Source organism: Bradyrhizobium sp. CCGUVB23 (assembly GCF_024199885.1).
Taxonomy (GTDB): Bacteria; Pseudomonadota; Alphaproteobacteria; order Rhizobiales; family Xanthobacteraceae; genus Bradyrhizobium.
The window spans coordinates 1758208-1781228 of the sequence record NZ_JANADQ010000001.1 but is presented as its reverse complement, the minus strand read 5'-3'; the positions used below and the strand labels follow the sequence as shown (position 1 = coordinate 1781228).

Annotated in this window: 20 protein-coding genes and 11 pseudogenes; 21 read left to right on the top strand and 10 right to left on the bottom strand. The window is 59.7% G+C overall.

Annotation, left to right across the window (positions count from 1 at the left end; all coding sequences use genetic code 11):
• Positions 1–157: 157 nt before the first annotated feature.
• The 3 genes from NLN62_RS08280 to NLN62_RS08275 form a co-directional block, all read right to left on the bottom strand.
• Complete coding sequence (locus NLN62_RS08280; RefSeq protein ID WP_254108338.1) at positions 158–553, bottom strand: hypothetical protein; 396 nt, start codon at positions 551–553, stop codon at positions 158–160.
• Positions 554–730: 177 nt separating this feature from the next.
• On the bottom strand, positions 731–922 hold the full coding sequence (locus tag NLN62_RS53345) for a twin-arginine translocation signal domain-containing protein (protein ID WP_371932935.1): 192 nt from the start codon (positions 920–922) through the stop codon (positions 731–733).
• 114 nt (positions 923–1036) lie between these two features.
• Positions 1037–1480, bottom strand: coding sequence for a transcriptional regulator (locus NLN62_RS08275; protein ID WP_254108337.1), 444 nt, complete (start codon positions 1478–1480; stop codon positions 1037–1039).
• Positions 1481–2084: 604 nt separating this feature from the next.
• On the opposite strand from NLN62_RS08275, the gene NLN62_RS08270 reads away from it, so the two are divergent.
• The gene (locus NLN62_RS08270; RefSeq protein ID WP_254108336.1) at positions 2085–2834 is read left to right on the top strand and encodes a sulfotransferase domain-containing protein; all 750 of its coding nucleotides are present in this window, start codon (positions 2085–2087) and stop codon (positions 2832–2834) included.
• Positions 2835–2942: 108 nt separating this feature from the next.
• Here NLN62_RS08270 and NLN62_RS08265 read toward each other — a convergent pair.
• Positions 2943–3376, bottom strand: a pseudogene (locus tag NLN62_RS08265) (transposase); the annotation flags it as partial.
• A gap of 293 nt (positions 3377–3669) precedes the next feature.
• Positions 3670–4050: pseudogene (locus NLN62_RS08260) on the bottom strand (transposase); the annotation flags it as partial.
• A gap of 339 nt (positions 4051–4389) precedes the next feature.
• Between NLN62_RS08260 and NLN62_RS08255 the strand changes: the two are divergent.
• The 4 genes and pseudogenes from NLN62_RS08255 to NLN62_RS08235 all read left to right on the top strand — a co-directional run.
• Complete coding sequence (locus tag NLN62_RS08255; protein WP_254108335.1) at positions 4390–4614, top strand: hypothetical protein; 225 nt, start codon at positions 4390–4392, stop codon at positions 4612–4614.
• Between the two features lie 744 nt (positions 4615–5358).
• A pseudogene (locus NLN62_RS08250) lies at positions 5359–6110 on the top strand (DUF1521 domain-containing protein).
• Positions 6111–6380: 270 nt separating this feature from the next.
• On the top strand, positions 6381–6518 hold the full coding sequence (locus tag NLN62_RS08240) for a hypothetical protein (protein WP_254108332.1): 138 nt from the start codon (positions 6381–6383) through the stop codon (positions 6516–6518).
• A 127-nt stretch (positions 6519–6645) separates the two neighbouring features.
• Positions 6646–6780: pseudogene (locus NLN62_RS08235) on the top strand (IS110 family transposase); the annotation flags it as partial.
• 277 nt (positions 6781–7057) lie between these two features.
• On the opposite strand, the pseudogene NLN62_RS08230 reads toward NLN62_RS08235, so the two are convergent.
• Positions 7058–7504 (bottom strand): annotated as a pseudogene (locus NLN62_RS08230) (helix-turn-helix domain-containing protein); the annotation flags it as partial.
• 82 nt (positions 7505–7586) lie between these two features.
• Between NLN62_RS08230 and NLN62_RS08225 the strand changes: the two are divergent.
• The 6 genes and pseudogenes from NLN62_RS08225 to NLN62_RS53340 all read left to right on the top strand — a co-directional run.
• Positions 7587–9068, top strand: coding sequence for an IS1182 family transposase (locus tag NLN62_RS08225; protein ID WP_254108331.1), 1482 nt, complete (start codon positions 7587–7589; stop codon positions 9066–9068).
• Positions 9069–9261: 193 nt separating this feature from the next.
• Positions 9262–9478: pseudogene (locus tag NLN62_RS08220) on the top strand (IS110 family transposase); the annotation flags it as partial.
• 178 nt (positions 9479–9656) lie between these two features.
• Positions 9657–9779, top strand: a complete 123-nt coding sequence (locus tag NLN62_RS52930) for a hypothetical protein (protein ID WP_256575898.1) — start codon at positions 9657–9659, stop codon at positions 9777–9779.
• Positions 9780–10024: 245 nt separating this feature from the next.
• On the top strand, positions 10025–10471 hold the full coding sequence (locus NLN62_RS08215) for a hypothetical protein (RefSeq protein ID WP_254108330.1): 447 nt from the start codon (positions 10025–10027) through the stop codon (positions 10469–10471).
• A gap of 330 nt (positions 10472–10801) precedes the next feature.
• The gene (locus NLN62_RS08210) at positions 10802–11146 is read left to right on the top strand and encodes a hypothetical protein (protein WP_254108329.1); all 345 of its coding nucleotides are present in this window, start codon (positions 10802–10804) and stop codon (positions 11144–11146) included.
• 189 nt (positions 11147–11335) lie between these two features.
• Positions 11336–11425: pseudogene (locus NLN62_RS53340) on the top strand (DUF6088 family protein); the annotation flags it as partial.
• A 183-nt stretch (positions 11426–11608) separates the two neighbouring features.
• Here the strand turns inward: NLN62_RS53340 and NLN62_RS08200 are convergent.
• A pseudogene (locus tag NLN62_RS08200) lies at positions 11609–12166 on the bottom strand (carboxymuconolactone decarboxylase family protein).
• 6 nt (positions 12167–12172) lie between these two features.
• Positions 12173–12727, bottom strand: coding sequence for a peroxiredoxin (locus tag NLN62_RS08195; RefSeq protein ID WP_254108328.1), 555 nt, complete (start codon positions 12725–12727; stop codon positions 12173–12175).
• Positions 12728–13388: 661 nt separating this feature from the next.
• Between NLN62_RS08195 and NLN62_RS08190 the strand changes: the two genes are divergently transcribed.
• A complete protein-coding gene (locus NLN62_RS08190; protein ID WP_254108327.1) occupies positions 13389–14135 on the top strand; it encodes a hypothetical protein in 747 nt (248 codons plus the stop codon).
• A 271-nt stretch (positions 14136–14406) separates the two neighbouring features.
• On the opposite strand, the pseudogene NLN62_RS08185 reads toward NLN62_RS08190, so the two are convergent.
• A pseudogene (locus NLN62_RS08185) lies at positions 14407–14768 on the bottom strand (transposase); the annotation flags it as partial.
• A 201-nt stretch (positions 14769–14969) separates the two neighbouring features.
• On the opposite strand from NLN62_RS08185, the gene NLN62_RS08180 reads away from it, so the two are divergent.
• The 7 genes and pseudogenes from NLN62_RS08180 to NLN62_RS08155 all read left to right on the top strand — a co-directional run bounded on the left by NLN62_RS08180 (position 14970) and on the right by NLN62_RS08155 (position 20407).
• Positions 14970–15365, top strand: a complete 396-nt coding sequence (locus NLN62_RS08180; protein WP_254108325.1) for an N-acetylmuramoyl-L-alanine amidase — start codon at positions 14970–14972, stop codon at positions 15363–15365.
• 54 nt (positions 15366–15419) lie between these two features.
• Positions 15420–16046 (top strand): GcrA family cell cycle regulator, encoded by a 627-nt coding sequence (locus tag NLN62_RS08175; RefSeq protein WP_371933109.1) that lies wholly within the window; start codon positions 15420–15422, stop codon positions 16044–16046.
• Positions 16047–16359: 313 nt separating this feature from the next.
• Positions 16360–16494, top strand: coding sequence for a hypothetical protein (locus NLN62_RS52920; RefSeq protein ID WP_256375324.1), 135 nt, complete (start codon positions 16360–16362; stop codon positions 16492–16494).
• A gap of 188 nt (positions 16495–16682) precedes the next feature.
• Positions 16683–17608: pseudogene (locus NLN62_RS08170) on the top strand (TauD/TfdA dioxygenase family protein).
• 27 nt (positions 17609–17635) lie between these two features.
• Positions 17636–18688: an ABC transporter substrate-binding protein gene (locus NLN62_RS08165; RefSeq protein WP_254108324.1), complete on the top strand. Its 1053-nt coding sequence runs from the start codon at positions 17636–17638 to the stop codon at positions 18686–18688.
• Positions 18685–19548, top strand: a complete 864-nt coding sequence (locus NLN62_RS08160; RefSeq protein ID WP_254108323.1) for an ABC transporter ATP-binding protein — start codon at positions 18685–18687, stop codon at positions 19546–19548. The genes NLN62_RS08165 and NLN62_RS08160 overlap by 4 nt, the downstream gene beginning before the upstream one ends.
• Positions 19541–20407 (top strand): ABC transporter permease, encoded by an 867-nt coding sequence (locus tag NLN62_RS08155; RefSeq protein WP_254108322.1) that lies wholly within the window; start codon positions 19541–19543, stop codon positions 20405–20407. Before NLN62_RS08160 ends, NLN62_RS08155 begins: the two co-directional genes overlap by 8 nt.
• Here NLN62_RS08155 and epsC read toward each other — a convergent pair.
• Positions 20404–21147, bottom strand: a pseudogene (gene epsC, locus NLN62_RS08150) (serine O-acetyltransferase EpsC); the annotation flags it as partial. The gene NLN62_RS08155 and the pseudogene epsC sit on opposite strands and share 4 nt — an antisense overlap.
• Before the next feature lie 61 nt (positions 21148–21208).
• On the opposite strand from epsC, the gene NLN62_RS08145 reads away from it, so the two are divergent.
• Together NLN62_RS08145 and NLN62_RS08140 are read left to right on the top strand one after the other, a co-directional pair.
• Positions 21209–22225 carry an integrase core domain-containing protein gene (locus tag NLN62_RS08145; RefSeq protein ID WP_254108321.1) on the top strand — a complete coding sequence of 339 codons (1017 nt, stop codon included), beginning with the start codon at positions 21209–21211 and terminating at the stop codon, positions 22223–22225.
• A gap of 38 nt (positions 22226–22263) precedes the next feature.
• Positions 22264–23019 carry a hypothetical protein gene (locus NLN62_RS08140; RefSeq protein WP_254108320.1) on the top strand — a complete coding sequence of 252 codons (756 nt, stop codon included), beginning with the start codon at positions 22264–22266 and terminating at the stop codon, positions 23017–23019.
• The last annotated feature ends 2 nt before the right edge of the window (positions 23020–23021 follow it).

The following is a 23021-nucleotide window of genomic DNA, read 5'->3' as shown; positions in this document are numbered from 1 at the left end:
AAGCGTGGTTGAAACGCCACCCATGGCCGTTTGTTCCCGAACCGGAACGCCGGTCATTCAGCAGTCAGGTGCCGGTAGATTTGGGCCACGAGGCGCCCGTACAGCCCCTTTCGTTCGTAGTCGGCCACGATGTGATGGGAGTGCCACATGGGAGAGCCTAACCGGCTGCGAGCTGTCGGACCAGCGCGCCGGCCGATGACGGGCCGTCCTCATTATCGCCGGGGCCGTTGAGGCTGAGCCAATTTACCAAAACCTTTGCCTTGGCTCTAAATCCCTCAAACGTCACCGGCGTGCTTGCGTCGATCTCTTCGACCAGCCTGCAACAGGCTACATTGAGATCGTCGGAGCGCTGGTTAGCTTCATCAATGCCGTGCTTTTTGCGCAGGCGATCGATCGCCGCGTTGTGCCTGTCGTAGGCGGCAACGATCTCGTTGACCCGCTTTTGTTTCCGTGCGCTCGGGGACCGAGTGTACAGGTGCTGCACCTTCGGTTGTGGTTCGGCGAGATGGTGGAGCTGATCGTCGGACGGCAGGGCATAAAAAATCGGCCTCACGCCCCTCTCTAAGCGACCAATCGTATTGCGGAACGTCCCGGATGGCCTCGATGTCTGAGGTGCTGCACCATAGCTGCGCTTTTTCGGCTGGGTGACGCTCCATCACATAGCTAACCGGATCGCCGATGCGCCATCTCATGGCCGAAAGGCCGGTCCGGCGTCGCCGAGATGACGCGGTCAATCCGCTCGCCGCAGTCCGCGTCGGCAGCCTCGAAGAGCTCGTTGGTCGCAAAAAAATGTGGCACCAAGATTCATCAGCTCCTGATCTGGCGAAGCGGCGCGGGCGGCTGGGATCACGGGGATGGTTGCTGCGGCGGCTGCAAGTGCCGAGACAGCAAGAAAGTTACGACGGGATGTGTTACCCGCCACTCCAGCACAGGAGGCGGAGAAACAGCAACTAGCCGATTGTTGATTTCCACTCGCCGGGCGTCAATCGCCTCTTACCGACTTCAAATGGACGGTTCAGCAGAGCGATAAGAACCATCATTGATGCCGACATGAGAACTTGCGTCGAGCATCACCATCTTTGTCTCGCTCGAGCACCCGCAGATTGTTGCAAAGTGCCTGCACGCTTTCAGTTTTGAAGTTCACCTCGGCCTCATGCGCGAAACGATTTCGTACCTTGCGCAGCGTATCGGATTGTTCCGCTTCGCGTTCGGTAATGAGGCCTAATGCGAGACATCCGGCAATCCTGGTGCTGAAGCTACCAAAACGGGCGTTGAAGCCTGACAGGAGGGCTTTAGCGCTTTGGTTCTCGATCATAAACGCGCCGAGAATGTCCCTGAGCAGCTTGTCAAGAAATGAAGTTGCCACCAGAGCGACACCGCGATCAGTTTCCCCGTGCAACTCCTGAAGCGCAGCCAGAAATCCCCTGTAGTGAGGGTCCTTCTCCCAAACCTCTTCACGACCAACTGCATAGGCCTCCAACCATTTCGGGGACTTTGTCGCTCAACACCACCTCCAACGTCGTGAGTTACAGCAGGCCTCCTGTCTTCCTACTACCACCAGTTGAATTGGCCTCGTACAAGAAAGGCCCCAGCTTTCGCTGCTTGTACAGCTCGGTCGGGATAGGCGTGCCGTCTGTATGGTTCACACTCCCGTAGGACAGGGTAGCCACGCTTTGCATTGCCGCGATAACACGGGACCGAAGCCCTAAAAAGCCAATACGTCTCCTATCAGACGCTTCCCCGGAGGCCGTGAACGACCGCGCTATGGTCGTTGGCCGGGCCATTCAAAAGTCTGGTCAACAGGACCTCCTTTGATTGACACGCCCGACATGGGTTCGGGCTGGCAAAAATTCATGGCACGTCGCTCTTGCGGCCTCCGCCTATCGAGACAGTGCCCATCCATACAATCGATTTTACCAATCCCACAAAATGAGGGTAGAAAACGTCAGTTTATTGAAGTTGAACTCGGGCATATCCGGATTTGAGCCCGCTACTGCGAAACGCAGGGACCATGAGCCTGCTAACGTTACCGTCGTTGATGCAATCGCTAGTTGTAGAAAGCAATGTTATCTAAGGAAGATGCGATGACCCGCCCTACATCACCGCCCGAGCCATTTGTAATCCTGGCAATGGCGAGGACCGGCACCCACTATCTTGAAGAGTTACTGAATGAGCATCCGAACGTGTTGAGCAACGGTGAGCTGCTCAATACATTTGATAAGAATTGGCACGATAAGGATCGTTTGTTGCGGGGGGATCGCGAGCTTCTCGAGCTTGCGTATCTGCGCTATCCGACGCGAAGCGATAAGACCAAGCTGACGCATGTTGGTTGCAAGATCAACGAACCGCAGTTTCACGATCGTTCCGGTGTTTTTGCCGAGCTGGTTCGTTGGCCACGCCTCAAGGTCATCCTCGTGCTTCGGAGAAACACTATGGAATCGCTTCGATCGCTGGTGCAGGCAAGGCAGAGTGGCCAATGGTTGAAGTTTAGTTCTGACGGCGAGGCCGCACCGCCGCCGCGCGTTACATTGTCAATCGCCGACTGCGAGGCCTATTTCAAGGCCGCCGACGATTTCCATGCCCGAGTTGCTCAGTCCTTCGCATCGACCGGTCTGCTCGTGATCGAGTATGAAAGGCTACTTCACCAACCAAGCGCCTGCATGGCAACGGTTTGGGCGTTCCTGGGGGTCCCAGCGCTTCAGCTGTCTGGTAGCGCCATGCTTCAGCGCCAAGAAACGCGACAGCTAGACCAAACCGTACAGAACTTTCATGAGCTGCGGCGGCACTTCGCAGACGGACCTTACGAACGATTCTTTGAGGTTGGTGAGGCCTGATTCGCGGTCAGTAGCGGCGAACGTCGGCGCAATTTGTCGTTGGTGAAGAACGTTTCTGAGCACCGTTTTACGCAAGGTGTGGGTGCGATAGGTGGCGACAGAGTATCCATAACAGGCCGCGTAAAGTTCCGCGAGCCAGCGGCGGAGCAGGCTGAAGTTGTAGCCGGCGGCGGCGAGCACGGCGTTGATGCGGTCGCCGTCGCGGCCCTTGAGATGGTTACGGCGCATCCGGTGGTCGTCCTTGAGATGGCCGATCACAGGCTCGACGGCGGCGCGACGCCGCATCTCGCGACGGATCGCTTTGGTGACACGGCGAACCTGGCCGCTGATTCAGGCCTTGAATCGGTCGGGATAGTTGTGGCCGCGGTAGCCCTTGTCGCCGTGGATGCGGCGCGCTGCAAACCTGTGAGCTTTTCGAGGTCGGCGATGACGGGACCGAGCGTGTGGCCGTCATAGGGATTGCCGTGCAGGGCCTTGGCATGCAGCACAAACTGCCCGTCTTTGGGCGCGGTGGCAGGCGTGGCAATCGAGACTTTGCAACCATCTATGGACTACGCCCGCGTTGCAAGAGGAATCAACAAAAGGATGTAGCGGTCTGCGCCAATCTATTCGGCTTCAATTTGAGGCTGTCGCCTCAAGCCAATATGGATATCCGCCCACTCCTGCCCTCAATAACTCGACGGCTTCGACAAGGGGCGCATGGCTGCGAACCAGGCTTCAGAAGTGTCGGTGGAACCGTTTCTCCATTTGTCTTTTCCGTCTCGCAAACCTCGGTGGGATATTGTGCCCTTCCGATTGAGATCGTGGATCCTTCTTCCCTTCCCGGTCGTGTGTCTTAGGCGGTCTGGCCTAAGAAATTGGCGTCATAGTCACGGCCCTTTGCGAGCATGCTCCAGGCCATGCGCGCGAGTTTTGCGGCCAAGGCGACAACCAGTACATTCGAGTGGAGCCGCTTGGACGCTGCTTCCAACCAGGCTCCAAACCCGTGCCTGGACCAAGTCTGGCGCCTCAGAAGCACGGCTCTGGCCCCTTGAATGAAGAGCGTTCGCAGGTACCGGTTGCCGCGCCTCGATATGCGGCCGAGAATGGTTCGATCGCCGGTCAAGAATTATTTCGGTACCAGACCAAGCCATGCCGCAAAGTCGCGGCCCTTGCGAAAAGCATCGCCAGTCCCGATCGCGGCGAGCATTGCGCTTGAGATGATCGGTCCGACGCCCGCCGCTGGGTCTGCTCGGAAAGCTTACGGCCCGCGAGGCAGATAGCAATCTGGCCAATCGCAAGCGACGCGAGATCGTGGTGGGGATTCGCCTGCGGTATCAGCGGCTATCGAAAGCCATGTGACGCCAGATCGTCGATCCCTTCCTCAACTGGAATGACTGGCTCGCTAGAAATTTGCGTTGACGGCTGAGTTCCAGCCTGCGCTTGATGCAGCACAGCTCGATGCCAGAGCCAAGCGCTCTCGGGTCGAGTCCGTGGTTCATCTAGCACAAGAGACTTGGACCCAACCGGCTCCGGTCAACGGACGCCGGTTGTTCTTTGGCAGCGAGCGCGGCCGATGATCATTCTCACATTCCAGCTGCTGCAGCTGCACGGACCCCAAGACCAGCTGATCGACATCAATCCGGACCAGGTCGTAAGCTTTCGCAAGCCGCGCGCCGAAGGGCATTTCCCGAAGGGCATCCGGTGCCTGGTCAGCACGGTCGATGGGAAATTTTCGACGGTGACGGAGGATTGCGAAACGGTGCGCGCTCGACTCGAAGCAGCGAAAAATGCGAGATAGGAGGACCAAATGTGTTCTGGCGGCTTCCGATCATTCGGCATATTCGCTTCTAGCGAACGGCAACTGTCAGATTTGGTCGGCCTTTGCACCCAGAGATCACGTCGAAATTCTACTCGACCATTGCTTGGCTGGATTGCGTATGGCCAGGCGATCTCTTTGCTGGTCCGATGGAGGGGACTGGCTGTAATCCGGCGATCGGCGTCACCTATACTGAAGGGAGAAATGGACGTACCCTCTCGGCCGCGATGACGGTTGCCTCAACAGCAAGGTGGCGTGAAGTCGCGGCTTAGAGAAGGCCTGTCTAAGAAGCTGACATCGATACTCCCGAAGTGACTTGTCGCTTGTGATCGGCAAGCGTCACGGTCGATCGCCGAAACCCGTCGAGAAGGGCGGTCGGCATGACCAAATATGTCAGCATTGGTTCGGGTGGTAACGAAAGCTGAGATGCTAGTCGGTCTTGCTCATCGTCAGTTTTTCGACAGGTGCTGCGGGTAGAGTCCCTGCGAGTTGGATGCGCGCGCTATGAACGTGCCGGGGAGCTCGGATGAGAGAGGCAGGGTCGCCTCATCTCATCAAGGCTCGTGTCGTTGGCAACGAGAAACATGGTGCGCCCGCCACGTGCGGGCGAACGGTGCTTTCGGAAGATTTCGTGAGTAATGTGCCCGGTTGATTATGCGCGTGGCGCTCGCAGTCTGCCGCTTACTTCAATGCAACAGGACTTCAATGCAACAGGAGTGAATTACAATGGTGTATCTTCCCGTGACCGGTCTTCCCGTGGTCGGCGCTTTCGATTCGGCGACGAGTAATTTGGTGCCGGAAGGCGCGGCCGCCAATACCACGTTCGATACATTGTTGGAGCCGTATGCCGGCGGTGTTCCGGCGGGCGCCTACCAGTACCAGAGCCAACCGCCTTCGCCGGATCCGGTGTGGACGCATGAGGTCAAGGACGGCAAGGCCACGATCAACCTTGGCGACAAGGACACGATCACAGCCAAGGAGAATGACGGCACCTGGATGGTTCGTAACAACGAGACCGGCCATGTCACGAAGATCCACGGCGATCCTCACGTCGATGCCAATGGCGACGGCAGGGACGATTTCGATTTCAAGAAAGACATGACCCTGCAGCTCGATGACGGCACAAAGATCACCGTGAACACCGTCGATTACGCTACGGCAAAACCATCTCCTCGAAGCTTACTATTACGAACGGCGACAACGCCATGGTTATCGAGGGGCTCGGTGACGACAAGGATGGCAAAGACAATCTGAAGGTGACGCAGTCCAACGCTGGGCGGACTCTCGATCAGTTGACGCCCGATGGCTCGCAGACAATCCATGAGGCAAATCAGGGGTGGGTCGACGGCTGCGGACGCGAGGTGAACCAGGCAATTATCCACCACAATGAGAACCCTGACCCACCGCCCGATCTCAAGACGCTGATGCTTGATATGAGGATCGAGAGCATGATCGGTCGCCATGGGCGGTTGGCCTGAGGTTCGATCCAAGTCCGTTCGATAGTCATGGAGGCGGGGCGCTTGCGCCCGCCTTTTTCATCCTCCGCGCAAGAGTTGGAGGATGAAGGCAGGGTGCGGCGGCGTATCTATCCATTATCGCCGCTCTCGCATCGTTGATGATCTCGGCTGTCAGTGCTCTAGCCCTATGTTTGCATTCTGAGGTGACGGGCGGCCCGCCCGCGGCAAGCTCCTATCGAGGGTTGCGCCGGATGGTCCGGCGCCGAGCCTCAAGCATGGGGAGCGGGCCTGATGAACGATAGCATTTTCGTGGGGCTGGATGTGCACAAGGCGACGATTTCGGTTGCAGTGGCCGAAGCGATGCGCGGCGGGGAAGTTCGTAACTTGGGGTCATCCCTAATCGCGCCGATCAAATCGCCAAGCCGATGAAGAAGCTTGGCAAGGTGACCACCAGGTGAGTTTTTGTTACGAAGCCGGCCCCTGCGGATATGGCCTGCATCGACAACTGACGGGACTGGGGCACAACTGCATTGTGGTGGCCCCCTCGCTGATCCCGATGAAGGCCGGGGATCGGGTAAAAACCGACCGGCGCGATGCGCCGATGCTGGCCAAGCTGCACCGGAGCGGCGAGCTGACAGCCATGTGGGTTCCGGATGCGGCGCATGAGGCCATGCGCGACTTGGTGAGAGCCCGCGCCACGGCGATGCGTGTGCTCGGCAAGGCGCGACAACATCTCCAAGGCTTCCTGCTGCGACATGGGCGCATCTATGCCGGGAAGAAGGGGTGGACTCTGGCTTATCGTCGCTGGCTCACCACGGTGCGCTTCGATCACCCGGCGAGTCAGATCGTTCTACAGGACTACATTCATGCCGTGACCGACGCTGAAGCCCGTGGACTGCTTGACCAAGCGGATCGCGGAGCTGGCGCCACAATGGTCGATGACTCCATTCGTAGAGGCCGTGCAGGCCATAAACGCCCGGCGCGATCTTGCAGACGTCCATCTGCACCCGGTCGCCAGGAACTGGCCGCGTGTAGCGCTTTGTGCCCTTCATCTTGCGGCGCGGACGCTTCAGTACTTGCTCACCGTGGCGACACAACGCGCGATGCAGCGTGTCGAGCGAGAGCGCAACGTCGTGGCAGCGGATCAGTTCGTTGCGCAATTGCTTGATCCCGAGCTTGCGCTCACGCCGCAGCGACAGGATCAACGACTCCTCGGACTCGAAGACCTTCTGCTTCGCCTGGCGCAGTGGCCGGCGGCTGCGCTCGACCAGCCCAGCCTCGCCGGCTTCCTGGAAACGGCGCAACCATTTGCGCAACGTCGAACGCGAAATGCCGCAGCGTCGACAGACGAGACCGGCATCGCCCGTTGCCTCGTAAAGCCTGATCCAGCCAAGGCGCATCTTCACGCGAAACATCGGGGGGGCCTGTGGATTTGATGGACAGCGCTACCGAGACTGGGCAAGAATCCTCGGCGCGCGATGGTGTACGATTCTTCGCATGATGATTCGTGCATTCAAACGCGGTTCATGCCGCGAGCAGACCAGCCTCCTGCCACCGCGTATCGAGGACTACGTCGACGCGACTAACCCGGTGCGGGCAATCGACGCCTACGTTGCCAACCTTGATCTGGTTGCACTTGGTTTTCGACACGCTGGGCGCCAGAGCGGAGCGGGACAGCCGCCATATGATCCGGCAGATCTGCTGAAGCTCTATCTCTACGGCTATATCAATCAGATCCGCTCCTCGCGTCGGCTCGAGCGAGAGGCCGGCCGCAATCTGGAACTGATCTGGCTATTGCGCGGGCTCGTTCCGGGCTATCGAACCATAGCCAATTTCCGTAAGGAGAACGGGGCGGCGTTGAAGGCCGCGAACAGAGACTTCGTCTTTCTGGCGCGCGCGCTCGATCTGCTTGGCGGTGAACTCGTGGCCATCGATAGCGCCTTCTTTCGTGGCGATGCCAGCAAAGCGAGCATCACCACGCAGAGGAAGCTGGCGGAGCGCCTCAGGGCGCTCGAATGCGACATAGAAGCCTATGCAAACGCACTAGAGGCGAGCGATGCGGCTGAAGCCGCGCAGATGCCCTCGTCGGTCGATTGCAAAGACATACGAGACCTACCGACACCCGAAAAGCTGGCGGCACTGATGGCGAGACGAACCCGCACTAAGGCGGATCTCGATCGTCTGGAGGAGAACGGTGAGCTACAGTTGTCGCGCACAGACGCCGACGCTCGCCTCCTGACGAAGGGAGGCCACACAGTTGCCGGATATAACGTGCAGCTCGCTGCCGACGAAAAACACAAGCTGATCGTCGCCTGCGAGGTGGTCAATGACGGCAATGACAGTGGCCAATTATATGCGATGGCAGCGGCGGCCAAGGCGGCCCTTGGGGTAGCAACACTGACGGCGGTGGCTGATGCCGGATACTACAACGGTGAGACGTTGAAGGCCTGCGAAGCAGATGCAGTCACTGCCTATGTCCCGCCAGTGGAACGGAATCAGCGCCTCGCAGCACAAGGACGTTTTGGTCGTGGTGATTTCCACTATGACGCCGATACCGATGTCTACCACTGTCCGGCAGGAGAACGGCTCAAGCCGATGAATGGTCGCAAACAGGATGCTGCCGGCAAATTACAGATCCGTTATGCGGCCCGCGTTGCTGCTTGTGGCTCCTGCTCTTTGCGCGCAGCCTGCCTGACGGAAAAGGCGAAGCTGCGGATCGTTTACCGCTGGGAGCATGAGGACGTTGTCGAGCGACATCTGGCCCGGATGCGCGATGCCGGCGCAATGATGCGACGCCGTTCCGCCGTGGTCGAGCACCCCTTCGGCACACTTAAGTGCCGCGCTGGCTACCGACATTTCCTGGTGCGCGGCTTTGACAAGGTACGCGGTGAGTGGAGCCTGATGGCGCTGAGCTATAACTTCACCCGGGTACTCAGCATATTCGGCATTGAGGGGTTCATCGCAAGCCTGGCCAGGTAGTCGCGAGGGCCGGGGCGATTCCAGATCAAGAGAACGCGGCTACCGTAGAAGCACAAGCTGCCCCGCACGGACTGCTCCGGCTGCCCCGACTGCGACCTATCCTGTCAGGCTCTGCGAGACATTCTTGCCCAGTCTCTACCGCGCTGCCCACAATCCCACAGTCAAAAACAAAAGCAAGAAAGTGAAACGATGTTACCGAACCCCACACGTCAGTCGCAAGCTCCATGACCGTAACGAGCGCCTGCCTCAAGCCATCCGCGATATCGCCTGGAAGGCCCAGGTCAGGCTGTGCGCCCGCTATCGCCGCTTGTCGGCGGCTGGCAAACCCAAGGTGATCGTCACCAGCACGCGAGATGGTCGGCTTTCTGTGGGCGATCACTCGTCAAGTGCAACTCAGGCCGGCCGCCTGAAGAGCGCTGCTCGACCATATCGGTGCCCAGGGCAGGAGGCAGGGCGCGGTGGGGAATCCCTCGTGGCCTGTTATGAGCCGGCATTGCCGACGCTCGCCCCCTAGTCGGTCGTTCATCCATTTCGAAGTCCGGGGTCGGCGGCCATGCGGCGCCGACCAGGTTCTGCGGACGGTAGGACGTGTCGGCACGCCAGCGGTCGAACACCGAACCATCGATCGTCTCGTTGATGCGCGACGTCGTCGCCGACGTTCCCTTCTCGGGCGCGATGCCGACAGAGCGGAAAAACCGCTTCGAGAAGTAGTGATAGAACCCCTTTCCGAACTCGCTGTAGGAATCGTTGATCGCCGGGACCGTTTCGGTCACGTCGATCTCGACCTTGTCCAGGCCCTGAGCGCGGGCCTTGTCCATGAGCCAGACGAGCGGGCGCTGGGGACAGCGGATCGCTCGCGTACTCAGCAGGATCTGGAAAATCGCGGGTTTTGATTTGCTCAGCATAATATTATTGTAATCAAACAACACCAAACTATCGAACCCTGGGGGTTCAAAATGCCCTCCCTCCACGAAAAACTCGCTCAGTCCCTCACCGAACTGAAGAACCTCAGCAATGGCGGCAAGCGACGAATTTTCCAAAGTGAGGAGCTTTCGCGCACTCACCGCGAGCGGCTGCTGGGGGCCGGGTTTCGGAAGGAGATCATCAAGGGATGGGTCCTGATGACGCGCCCGGAGGAAGGGTCGGGCGACAGCACCTTCTGGTATTCGTCTTTCTGGGAGTTCTGCCGGGCCTATTGCGACGAGCGCTTCAAGAGCGACTGGGTCCTCTCGGCGGAAAGCTCAATTCCCCTGCTGGCCGCAAATCTTAACATTCCCAAACAGGTGGTCATTGCGGCGCCGTCCGCCAATAACCAGACACAGGCCCTCCTCCACGGCACTTCTCTTTATCTTTACAAAGTGTGCCGGTCCCCGGCGGGGCTTATCGGTTGCCTGCATGATTGACGCGCCCTTCAGAACCGCGATTTTTGCGCCCGAGAGTAGCTAGTGAACGCACTTCCACCGGGTTCGCTCCACTCGTTCGGCTCAACCTCGGCCTGTGCCGGATCCATCTTGATTGTGTTGACTGAAGTCCGTCAAAGGGACGCGCTGTCGTCTTTGATCCGCCACCTTGCGATGTTCTGCTCTCGATAAGCACCTCGCCTTCATGCATGATCTGGCTAAGGCGCAAGTCAGCCGATGCGGCTGAGCAAGGGACGAGCCAGGAAGGCGCCGAGTTGGAGAATTTCCCAACACCCATCTTTCCGATCAAACTGAACGTGGGAATTGAGCTCAATGTTGAAAATTGTAGCGGTAGCGGCAATTTTCGTAGGAGAAGCCCTTTCAATAATCGCCGAATTGATTGCCTCAAGGAAATTTGGAACGGCAAGTGGGCCTCTGACAACGCTTCTGCCGATGTTCCTGCTGATAACGTTGGGCGGCATCCTGCTCGTCTCTGGATACGCCCTCGGCTACATGTATCTCAAAAACATTTGGATAATTGTCGCGATATCGGTGGGATCGATTTTAGTAGTGGAGCCGATCCTCACATTTCTGCTGTTCCGCGACGTGCCTACAACCGGCTCACTGATCGGACTGGTTTGCGGCGCGGTGGGCACGCTCGCAGCGATTTTCTTATAAGCGCTAGTTTGGTCGGAGTTCAGTTGGCGGGCTTGGGCGAGATAGGTGATGGAACTGAAGAGGTCGGCGCGGCAGGCTCGGCACTCGCTGGGGAGGCTGGCGTTGGTCGGGAAGATGGCGGCTTTGGACCGAACGGTGTCCGCCGTTACCCGCTTTAGAACGCGCGTCTTCGGCGCGCCTGTCTCGTGCGCCAACCAACTTGGTCTGACAACGCAGGTACCCGTTCGTCAGGTTTATTTGACCTCCGGTGCTTCTCGCGAACTCCGGCTCGGGAAGCAAGTTGCTCTTTTTCCGTTGAGCCATGCGCTCGGCGCGCGCGCCCGATCGGGACTACAGCCCCCAGGCCGCCAAGCCATGTCGTAAAAAAGGCGGAAACGGTTGCCGCGCGTAGCCGCGCTGCGGCTCCGGTCCGCACCAATCCCGCCCATCTCCGGCCTGTGTCGGCCTACCCCTCCCTTTGTCTTAGAGCGAGGAAATGGTGGATGACCCCCGAACTACGCTAGGCACGGTCGCCTCGAATCCGACCGCGACCGACTGCACAATCGTGGCAAAGCGGCACCGCCGTTTGGACCACCGCCGAGCTGATGCCGGCCTCCCGCAGCGTTTTCTCACGAGCGTCCATGCAGTCGCCGCAACCATTTACCGGGAAGACTGCCTGCGACCACAACTTGAAATTGACCCTGTCCACGACGGGGTTCGCGACAACGTTCGCGCGTAACCGCACCGGCATCGCCTTGTATTCCGGATTGGATGCGAGGTGAACGAAGCGCTAGTAAACCTTGTTCATCGCCATCACGGCAGCCGCACATTTCGCTGCTGCGATGGCCGCTGGTGTGATCACGACGGCCGCCACGGATTCCATCGCCTCTATGACACTGAGTTGCGGGTCGCAATCGCGCTCGCCAGCAACAGGCCGTATTTGCTTTGCGGTAAAAGCGTGTCATCGGTCATCGTCGGCGCCGGAGGTCTGACGTCCTTGGCACAATCCGGAATTTGATCCCTCAACTGCTCGATTGACATGTTGCCTCAGGCGACTTTCAGCGTCTCACCGCCGACTTCGCGATTGCAGGGGCAGAGCGCATCGGTCTGCAGCGCGTCCAGAACGCGTAGCGTGTCCCTCGGGCTGCGGCCGACATTCGGGTTGGTCGCATAGACATGCTGGATCGTATTCTCCGGATCGACGATGAACGTGTAGCGATGGGCGACGCCCTCAGGCGAGCGCACGCCAAGGCCATCGACAAGGGCGCCTTTGGAGTCAGCAAATTGCCAGATCGGAAGGTGATGCAGGTCCTTGTGCTCGCGGCGCCAAGCGAGCTTGCAGAATTCGTTGTCGGTTGAGCCGCCAAGCACGATCGCATCGCGATCGGCGAAGTCCTTGGATAGCCGGGCAAACTCGGCGATTTCGGTCGGGCAGACGAAGGTGAAATCCTTGGGGTAGAAGAAAATGATTTTCCATTTTTCGGGAAAGCTCTCTTGAGTCAACGTCTCGAACGCGCTCTGCCCCTTCTCTTCCTGCAGGTGAAAGCCGGGCTTCACGCCCGTGACTTCGAACGACGGCAACTTACTTCCAATTCCAAGCATGTGTGTCCTCTCAAGGTTGCTTCGCGTGGAAGCGGTGGTCCGGCTTCATCGAAGCAATCGACATGCCACTCGATCTTGCGGTTTAGACTGGCGGAAATGCAACACGGGTTCTGATTGGTGTGAGAGTTCCGGAGACCGATCGGGGAGGGACCAGCACTTCAATGCTGTGGGGCGACCCGGGTTGGCGGCCTGATGAAAACCTGCACATTCGAGCGTCAACATCATCTGGTGAATGGAAGGCAGAGGACACCCCGAAACGCCGTTGCATTCCCATTCGGGCGCTTGATGGGTACACGGATTTGGCGGCCATGGCCTATGGCATGTGTTTTCTCCTTAACCTGCTTTCGCTCCGGCAAAAGCGCTGGCTGCGATCGCCTGGTTAGTCGAAACGACTTGTTCGGGTGGGGGGCGCCGAGCGATCACGCGAGCGATCCGCGACAAAGAAACGTTCTACGAGGCTGTCCTCGGCATCGGTGATCGAGTCGTCGCAGATTGGTGACGCTCGCGAGCGGACTTCACGTGCGGCTGCAGGAGTATAGCACGGAGTTGTACCCCACCAAAACAAGGAGGCGACAACATGCTACTTTGTGTAGCAAGATGCTTTGCGAGCGTTCGGAACGAAAAAGAGTGTCCCACACCGCTCGTGATTCGGAGCAGTTGGATGATCACGCCGGTTCGACGGAACTGGAGTCCCAAGGTATTGTTCAATGCTTTGACGCCGGCGATGTTCGCTGCCGAACCATCTGTTGTGCGCGCGCGTTGGGACAAGTTGTGGCCGGATCTGTATACGGAATATGACGCGAGGCATTTGAAAAAAGAACTGTCCATTCGTAGCTTGATCGTTACCGACGAAGCTGAGGCATTCTTTGACGCCTGGGCCGCAGACGAAGAGCGTCACACTGATGGCTTCGTCCAAATCATAGAACTCGTCGCTGGCGGATCCGAAGAGAATCTCCGGGAGAGATTGAACGATCGATCGCATAATTTTAGTTCGATCAGTGAATACTTGAAAGACGAATTCTCGCTAATGGTTATGATCGCATTTGATGAAATGTGTACTTGCCACGCCTATGCTACGGAAAGGGAGTTTTATGTCAGACTTCGGAACGACAGATTCCTTCGCTGGCTGAGAGAAGTGATCGCCGACGAGGCGGTTCACTCGATGAATGCGGTTAACGTTATCCGCGCCCGCTACGACGACCGCATCCGCGAAGTCGGCCCAATCCTCGACAGTCTGATCAGTGGCTTCGCCGATGATCCTCCTTACGCCGGCACCTTCGTTCTGGACTACTTCGGCGGGTCCTATACGAAGGAGCTTTTTGCCAAGTGCCGCGCCACGATCCTGAGAAATATTGCCAAGCCACTCACGACCGCAGAGCGAAACAGACCGAAGCGTCGGCCAATTTGACCTCAACGCCGTCGCGCCCCGCTTGCGGAGGTTTCCAGCGCCGAGGCCCAGCTAGCTCCTTTGGCTTGTAGATGACCGGCTGCACAGCAAATAGCGAATGTCGAATGGCGCCGTTGCTTATGGGATCGACGGAGTGCTGTCTCAGTCTTATTGCTAAGTTCGCAGACCCAACTTGTTCGCCAGACGTTGGATCTGCGATGAGCCTGCCCTTAGCGTTGCAGACGCTGGGAATTTTACCCAGCTGCCGATACCCATTTCTTCGGTGATGACCGTGTACCGCAGTGAGCTCGTCCGCGCGTAACAGCTTGGCGAGGCTTGCCGCATCGCGCCGCTTCGTCTTCACTCGATCGCCGGCCTTCTTCGGAACGAGCGAGGGGGCGACCACCAGGCAGTCATGGCCGAGGCTCTTGAGCAGTCTGTAGAGGCCATATCCTGTCGGCCCTGCTTCGTAGCAAAACGTCAAACGACAGCATTTTCTGCAAGCTTTGCCACCAGCTTTCGGATCGCCGCCTCCGTAGCAGGAAACTCCCCCAGATACCGGATCTCGCCGCCACGGCCGCTATGAGCAATTGCTACCGCATTACGCAATTTTGACGTATCGATTCCGACAAAGGCCTCGGTAGGATGACCCACGACTCGCCCTCCTTGTTTGAGACTCTGCCCGGTCCATCCGGGTAACCCTCGTCGCAACATCGAGGGTGAGTCGCCTCATTTTGTGGAGGGGACATACAGTCTAATGGTAGGGCCCGCGGGAAAGCGGAAAGCTGTCGCGCATCTCTTGGAGCCCACGGGGTGAGCGAACGGCGGGCGTATATAGCCATCGGCTGTTGCCGCATGACCATCAGATTTCGCAGGAGGTCGCCGACATTCTGGCAAGTCTTGCGCGCGAGAAACGCGCTATTTCTCCGCCGCCTGCAAGAATATCTCGAGAGGGCGCTCGCATCGGACATCCTTCTGCTGCACAATCCAGCGCGTCGAGCGAATTTCGGGGTGCTGCGATCCAGTGAAACGCCGAGCGTTCTCGTCGAAATGGGGTTCATGTCGAATAAAGCCGACGAACTGCTGCTGCAATCAGATCATCATCGAGCCAGCGTCGTTGCGGCGCTTAAGATTGGTCTTGAGGTTTTGCATACGACAGACCACGACGTTCTAAGTGCCGCAATTGCCGCGGCTCCGCCTCGCTGGATGTGGGGACGACTGTCCGCGAAGCGCCCAAGGCATTGGGGATAAACCGCAATCAGTAGCGTGACGCGCTTGAAAGCCGAGCCGGCTCGCGCTACCGAGATGCAATGTTATAACATAACGTTGCATCTCGGTAGCCCCATGGATCGTCATACCGCTCCGGTTGCTAGATGCGCAGGTGAGAACGGGATGTCAGTAGACGGTGCAGGATGGACCGACGAGCGTATTGAACGGCTGAAGTCTCTTTGGGCGGGAGGACTAAGCGCCAGTCAGATCGCTGCCGAGCTTGGCGGCGTCACGCGAAACGCCGTGATCGGGAAGGTTCACCGTCTCGGTCTTTCTCGCCGTGTGACCACCGCGACGAAACCGCGAGCCCCGCGTTCACCCCGTCTCCAGCGATCATCACGGTTTGGTCCCATGGCCAGCGTTCGGCATCGCGGCAATCTGGCCTTGGCCTCGCCCGAGATCGACTATGTCGATGAGCAGGTAGAGGTCACTGCAGAGATCGTGCCACTGGCCCGATATCTCACTCTGGCAGAGCTTGAGCCGAGTTCATGCCGCTGGCCCATCGGGGATCCGGCCTCGCCGGAGTTTCGGTTTTGCGGTGCGCCGGCACTTCCGGGTGAAAGCTATTGCAGGGCGTGTGCGCGCAAGGCCTATCAAACAACGACCCCACGCTCATCCATCTCTGGACAGCGCTTCAACACGGGGCGTGGGTTCAGGCCGTAAGTGGACGTTAATCCGCGCACCACGTCCCATACCATGGGTCGGGTACTGTGCGGAGAGTTCTGTAAAAAGCTGAGAGGCTGAAGCGGCCTTGAGTCCTTCGGCTTGCCGATTGGCGACGTCCCGAGCTTTAAGCGCGATATTCCAGGGGTCGTTGCGCGGATCAGCCGCGATCTGTTTTTGGCCGATCTTCCGGCGCACGCGGCACGCATTAATGGGCCGATCGCCAAGGATTTCGCTCTCTCTCTCTCTCTCTCTCTCTCTACGCGTCAGCGGTCTGGCACTCCCCGTACACTGTCGCGGCGGAATGGTGGAGATGACGTGGATCAAGGATCCTGCACAGAGCAGCTTGCGTTTCGCTGTTACCGCTTCCGCGAAAGAAGCTATTTCCCGCGCAGTTCAAACTTTGGAAGCTATTTCCGAAAGCCTTGCGTTAGCATCATCGAACTGAACACGAAGTTGCATTGAGGCGGCTTCGACTGGAAGGACCCGGCAGACGCGATTGCCGCCAAAGCCCGGTGGCAGTCTAGCAAGAGGACCAATCAGAACCTCAATCGTCTTCACTCCGCCATCGCTTCCGCGATCGGCAAACGGCGGAGCCTTGTCCAAATTTGGGGTCGCGGTCTTGGGGAACATGACATGACGGACTCAATCGCCATCGACAACGTCATTCCGCGCGCTGACATCGTCAAGCGGTCGGCGCGCATTGGCGCCGAAATCCGGAACATCAAGCTTTCCGGGAATCTCCCGGACCAGACGATCGCGGCGATCAACCAGGTTCTGCTTGAACACAAGGTCATCTTCTTCCGCGATCAGGGCCACCTCGACGACGCCGAGCAGGAGCGCTTTGCCGTCCGACTCGGAAAACTTGTGCCGCATCCGACCGTCGGTGCCACCAAGGGAACCGCATCGATCCTCGAGCTCGACTCCGCCGCGGCGGCGGCCGCGCCGACCAGTGGCACACCGACGTCACCTTCGTCGACGCCTATCTAAAAATCTCCGTCCTGCGCGGCGTCGTGATTCCCGAGTTCGGTGGCGACACGATCTGGTCGAACACGGCGGCGGCCTATCTCGATCTGCCGGCGCCGCTCCGCAAGCTCGCGGACGAGCTGTGGGCGGTGCATAGCAACGCCTACGACTACGCGGTCAAGACTCGTGCGAGCGAAGCCGACAGGAAGCATTTCGAGGAGGTCTTCACCGGCACGATCTACGAGACCGAGCATCCTGTCGTCCGCGTCCATCCCGAAACCGACGAGCGGACGCTGGTGCTCGGCAATTTCGTTCAGCGCTTCGTCGGCCTGTCGAAATACGATAGCCAAAAGCTATTCGACCTGTTCCAGTCGCACATTACCGCGCCGGAGAACACCGTGCGGTGGAGCTGGCGGCAAGGGGACGTGGTGATCTGGGACAACCGCGCCACCCAGCACTATGCCGTCAATGACTACGGTGACCAGCACCGCGTTGTGCGGCGCGCTACCATCGACGGCGATGTGCCGGTTAGCATCGACGGCCGCAAAAGCGTGACCCGTATCAAGGCCACCAAGCCGCAGGCGAAGGCCGCCTAGACCATCAGCGACACGAGGGTGACCATCATGAGAATTCAATCGTTGCGCCGGATGACGTCCGGCGCGCTCTCAAAGGCTCGTCGACTGGGCCTAGCCGGCATCGCGACGATTGGCCTGGTCGGCACCGCCATGGCCGAGCCGCCGCTCGAAAAGACTGAGATCCGCTATCAGGGCTGGGCCGGCCAGGTGACATTCGTCGAGCTGGCCGACGATCTTGGCTACCTCGCGCCGCTCAAGCTCAAATGGGTCGGCAATACCATCAGTGGACCGCAGGACATCCAGACCGTCGTCACCGGCGACATCGATATTGGCGGCGCGTTCTACGGTGCGATCATCAAGCTGATCGCGGCGAAGGCACCCATCAAGGCGGTAGTCGGCTACTATGGATCCGACGACAACACCTACAACGGCTACTATGTGAAGGAGGACAGCCCGATCAAGACCGCGCGCGATCTGATCGGCAAGAAGGTCGCGGTCAACACGCTCGGCGCTCACCTCGAGTTCGTGTTGCGGGAATATCTCGCCCGAAACGGCCTGACGCCCGCCGAGGCCAAGCAGGTGACGCTGGTCGCGATCCCTCCCGTTACCGGCGAACAGGCGCTAAGGCAAGGGCAGGTCGAAGTCACCACGCTGAGCGGAATCCTTCGTGACAAGGCGCTCGATCGCGGCGGCATTCGCAGACTGTTTGCCGACACCGATCTGTTCGGCAATTTCACCGGCGGCTCCTACGTCCTGCGCGACAAGTTCATCAAGGACAATCCCAACACCTCCCGTAAACTGATCGAAGGTGTGTCGCGTGCCATCGCATGGGCGCAGATAACCCCGCCTGAGGAGGTCCGCGCGCGCTTCGAACGGATCATCACCGGGCGCAAGCGGAACGAGGACGCCACGCCCATCAAGTACTGGAAGAGCACGGGCGTTGCGACCAAGGGCGGCGTGATCGGCGATGCCGAGTTGCAGGTATGGATCGACTGGCTGGTGAAGGACGGTCTTCTCAAACCTGACCAGCTCAAGCCCTCGGACCTCTACACCAACGAGTTCAACTACTTCCGTCAGGGCAAGACAGCGGAGGCCAAATGACCAATGCCAAGATCCGCTTCGAGCATGTGCGGAAGGAGTTTTTGGTCCGCGGCAAGGACGGTGGGCCGCCGCAGCGCTTCACCGCCCTGGACGACATCACGCTGGATGTTCACGACGGTGAGTTTCTGGCGTTGGTCGGCCCGAGCGGCTGCGGCAAGTCGACGTTGCTGGACCTGCTTGGCGGCCTGACGACGCCGAGCAGCGGGCGCATCCTGCTCGATGGCAAGCCGATCGAAGGGCCGGCGCGCGATCGCGGTATCGTCTTCCAGCAATACGCGCTGTTCCCCTGGCGCACGGCCGCTCAGAATGTCGAGTCTGGGCTCGATATCGCTGGCCTAAAGGCCAGGGAGCGGCGCGAGAGAGCGCTGCATTATCTCGATCTGGTTGGGCTGTCCGGCTTTGCCGATCGATATCCGCACGAGCTCTCCGGCGGCATGAAACAGCGCGTCGCGATCGCCCGGAGCCTCGCCTACGATCCCGAGGTGCTGCTGATGGACGAGCCGTTCGCAGCTCTCGATGCCCAGACGCGCGAAACGCTCCAGGGCGAGCTGCTGCGGATCTGGCGCAGAACGGGAAAGACGATCCTCTTCATAACGCACGGAATCGACGAGGCCGTCGTTCTTGGCCAGCGGGTTGCGGTGATGACCTCGCGTCCCGGCTGCATCAAGGAGGTCGTGGACGTTCCCGGCGAAATGCACAGCGAGACCGAGGACGTCCGCTCGCTTCCGCAATTCGGGCGCGTGCGCCACGACGTCTGGTCATTGCTGCGCGATGAGGTCCTGAAGGCGCAGGGATCGCAGCTTCCCGCAGCGGGCGAAAGCGTACGAGCCAAGACTACAAAGGAGTTGGCGCATGTCTAATCTGGAGATGCTGACGCTTCTGGAGCTGGCGGAGGGGCGACCAAAAGACCGTGCTGCGCAACGCGCGAGCTCGTTGGCTGACGCGTTCAGCGGCCTCGCGCAGCGGTTCGGAGCCCTTGGCCAACGGTCTCTGCTGCTGGTGTTGTTCCTGGCCGTCTGGGAAGCCGCGCCACGTCTGGGGCTCGTCGACGTGACGTTCCTGCCGCCGTTCTCCGAGGTGATCGCTGCGGGCCGGCAGCTCGCGCAGACCGGAGAGCTCTACGACGACGTCGGCGCGAGCCTGCTGCGGGCCCTCAGCGGATTCCTGATCGCCGTCATCCTGATGGTGCCGCTGGGTCTGCTGACGGGATGGTACGCCCAGCTCGGCGACCTCCTGAACCAGATCATCGAGATCGCGCGAAACACGGCACCCCTGGCGCTGCTGCCGGTGTTCATCCTGCTGCTTGGCATCGGCGAGCTGTCGAAAGTCACCATGGTGATCTATAGCTGCGCCTGGCCGCTGCTGCTGAACACGATCGCGGCCGTCCGCCAGGTCGATCCACTTCTGGTCAAGTCGGCGCGAACGATGGGCGCGACGCCGAGCCAGCTGTTCCGAAAGGTCATCCTGCCGGCGTCCCTGCCGACGATCTTCGTCGGAATCCGCCTGGCCAGCGCCTCCGCGATGCTGGTGCTGGTGGCGTCCGAGATGGTCGGTGCAAAGTCCGGGCTCGGCTATCTCATCATCAACAGCCAATACAGCTTCCTGATCCCGCAGATGTATTTCGGGATCCTCGGGATCACCGTGATCGGCCTTGTCTTCAACGTCATCCTCGAGGCGCTGGAACGCCGGCTGATGCGCTGGAAGGCGCCGGCTGTCTAGACCTGCTTGTTGCGCGCCATGGCCTGCGTCACGATGCTGTTCGGCGGCACGTCCTGGGTCACCCAGACATTGCCGCCGATGGTCGAGCCCCGGCCGATCGTGATCCGGCCGAGGATGGTCGCGCCGGCATAGATCACGACGTCGTCCTCGACGATCGGATGCCGAGCGTCGCCCTTGATCAGGTTGCCCTCATGGTCGGTGGGGAAGTGGCGCGCGCCCAGCGTCACGGCCTGGTAGATGCGGACGTTATTGCCGATGATCGCGGTCTCCCCGACGACGACGCCGGTACCGTGATCGATGAAGAAGCCGGAACCGATGCTCGCGCCGGGATGAATGTCGATGCCGGTCCTGGTGTGGGCGATTTCCGCGACGAGACGCGCAATCAACCGCGCGCCGAGCCGGTGGAGGATGTGCGCCAGGCGGTGGTGGATGATCGCGGTCATCCCGGGATAGCCGATCAGGATCTCAGGAAAATTCCTGGCCGCGGGATCGCCAACGAAGGCGGCGCGGAGGTCGCTGATGATCAGCCCGCGCACATCTGGAAGCTGCGAGGCAAAGCCGCGCGTCAGCTCGATCGCCTCGTCGCGCCGGAAGCCGGGCGTGAGTTTATCGCCGATGAAGAGCGCGGCGCGATGGATCTGGTCGCAAAGGTTGTCTAGGGCGATGCTGAGACGGTTGCCGACGAAATAGTCGATATTCTCGCCGTCGAGATCGAATTGGCCATAGTGCCGCGGAAACAGTTGTGTGTACCGAAAACCTCATCCGAGTTGATGGCGTGATGGAATCGCCTAAGCTGGCGGAATGATCGGGCTGCTCTGTTTCGTTCTGGCCGTCCTGGCTTCGCCATTCAAGTCGAAGTTGCGGCTTGAGGCTGAGAATGCGGTGCTTCGACATCAATTGAATGTTTTGAGGCGCAAGCTGCATGGTCGCGTCCGGCTCACGAACCATGATCGCTGGTTCTTGATCCAGCTGTATCGCTGGTTTCCAGCGATCCTGAAGGTTCTCACAATCATCCGGCCCGAGACGCTCGTGCGTTGGCACAGAGCCGGCTGTCGCGGCTACTGGCGTTGGAAACCGCGGCCACTGGGAGGGCGACCGCAGATCGAGACGAAGCTACGCGCTTTGATCCGGCGGATGAGCGTCGAAAACCCGCTTTGGGGCGCACCACGCATTCACGGCGAACTGCTCAAGCTCGGGTTTAAGGTCGCGCAGTCGAGCGTCGCCAAGTACATGGTCAGACGGCGAGGGCTACCCAGCCAGGGATGGCGGACCTTCTTCCATAACCACGCGCCGGACGTTGCCGCCATGGACCTATTAGTTGTTCCGACCATCGGTTTCGACCTGCTCTATGCTTTCGTGATCGTCCGGCTCGGCCGCAGAGAGCTGATCTGGATCAACGTCACAGCAAATCCCACGGCAGAATGGGTTGCGCGTCAAATCACGGAGGCATTCCCGTGGAACGAGGCTCCGCGCTACATGATCCGGGACCGTGATCGCATCTACGGTGCAGTCGTCACACGCCGACTGCGTGCCATGGGCATCCGGGACAAACCTACCGCGCCAGCTTCACCCTGGCAGAACGGCTTTGCCGAACGACTAATCGGATCGATCCGGCGTGAGTGTTTGGACCACATCATTGTCTTGGGCGAGGCACATCTACGCCGGATTCTGAAATCTTACGCTCGCTACTATAATGAGACACGAACGCACTTGGCCTTGGACAAGGATGCGCCTGTCTCTCGCCCAGTTCAGCGAACCGGTGTGGTCAGATCACTTGCCGTCCTGGGCGGGCTTCATCACCACTACCTCAGGGCGTAGGTTTTCGGTACACACAGATCCTCGATCTTGGAATACACATGGCGCGCTTTCGCGACCTAATGACTGAACGCGGTTATTTGTTCGATGTCGGAGCTGTGCCCTCGACAGACAGCGCGCTGGTAGTAATCCGCGGTGCAGTCGGCTCGGGGAAGACGACGCTAGGCGCGTGGATGATCGCCGAAATGATGCGGCAACCAAACTGCCCGTGGGCCTGCTTCGACGTGTCCGAACTGGATCAGGACACCGAAACCGCCCGGGTTGCCGCGCTCGATCGACTTTGCAATGGAATCGGTGGGGTGCCCGCGGGCGATCACGTAGCCGCGTTGGTCGAGAATGTTTCCTCAGCCAGTCTTGCCGCCTTGATCGCGCGCTTCAACCAGCTTCAGGATTGGCCGCGGCTCTTCGTAGTAACCACGCACAATCTCAAGCTTCTCGACGCGGACGAGCGGATATTGGGCGGCGCCGCGCGGATCGAGGTTTTCACCCTTCGCCAGATCACCCCCGCCGACGCTGATGCTTATGTGGCGCATCGCCTGCCGCAATACCGCGACCCGCATCGGCCGGAGATCGACGAACTGTCGGCCGTCTTTCCCTTCCCGTCCGGCCTTGCCGGGCGCTTCGTGCAGCGGGGCGTCGATGCGGGCGCGGTGCCTGTGGTGCTGCGTCAGCTCAACACTCATTTCCGCGGCGCGCTGGCCGAGCATGCGCGCCGCCTGCGCTCCAGGCCTGATCATGAACCGGTCGAGAAGGCGTTGCCCGCCGCACTGCCGGGTTATTTGCTGCCGGAGGTCTGATA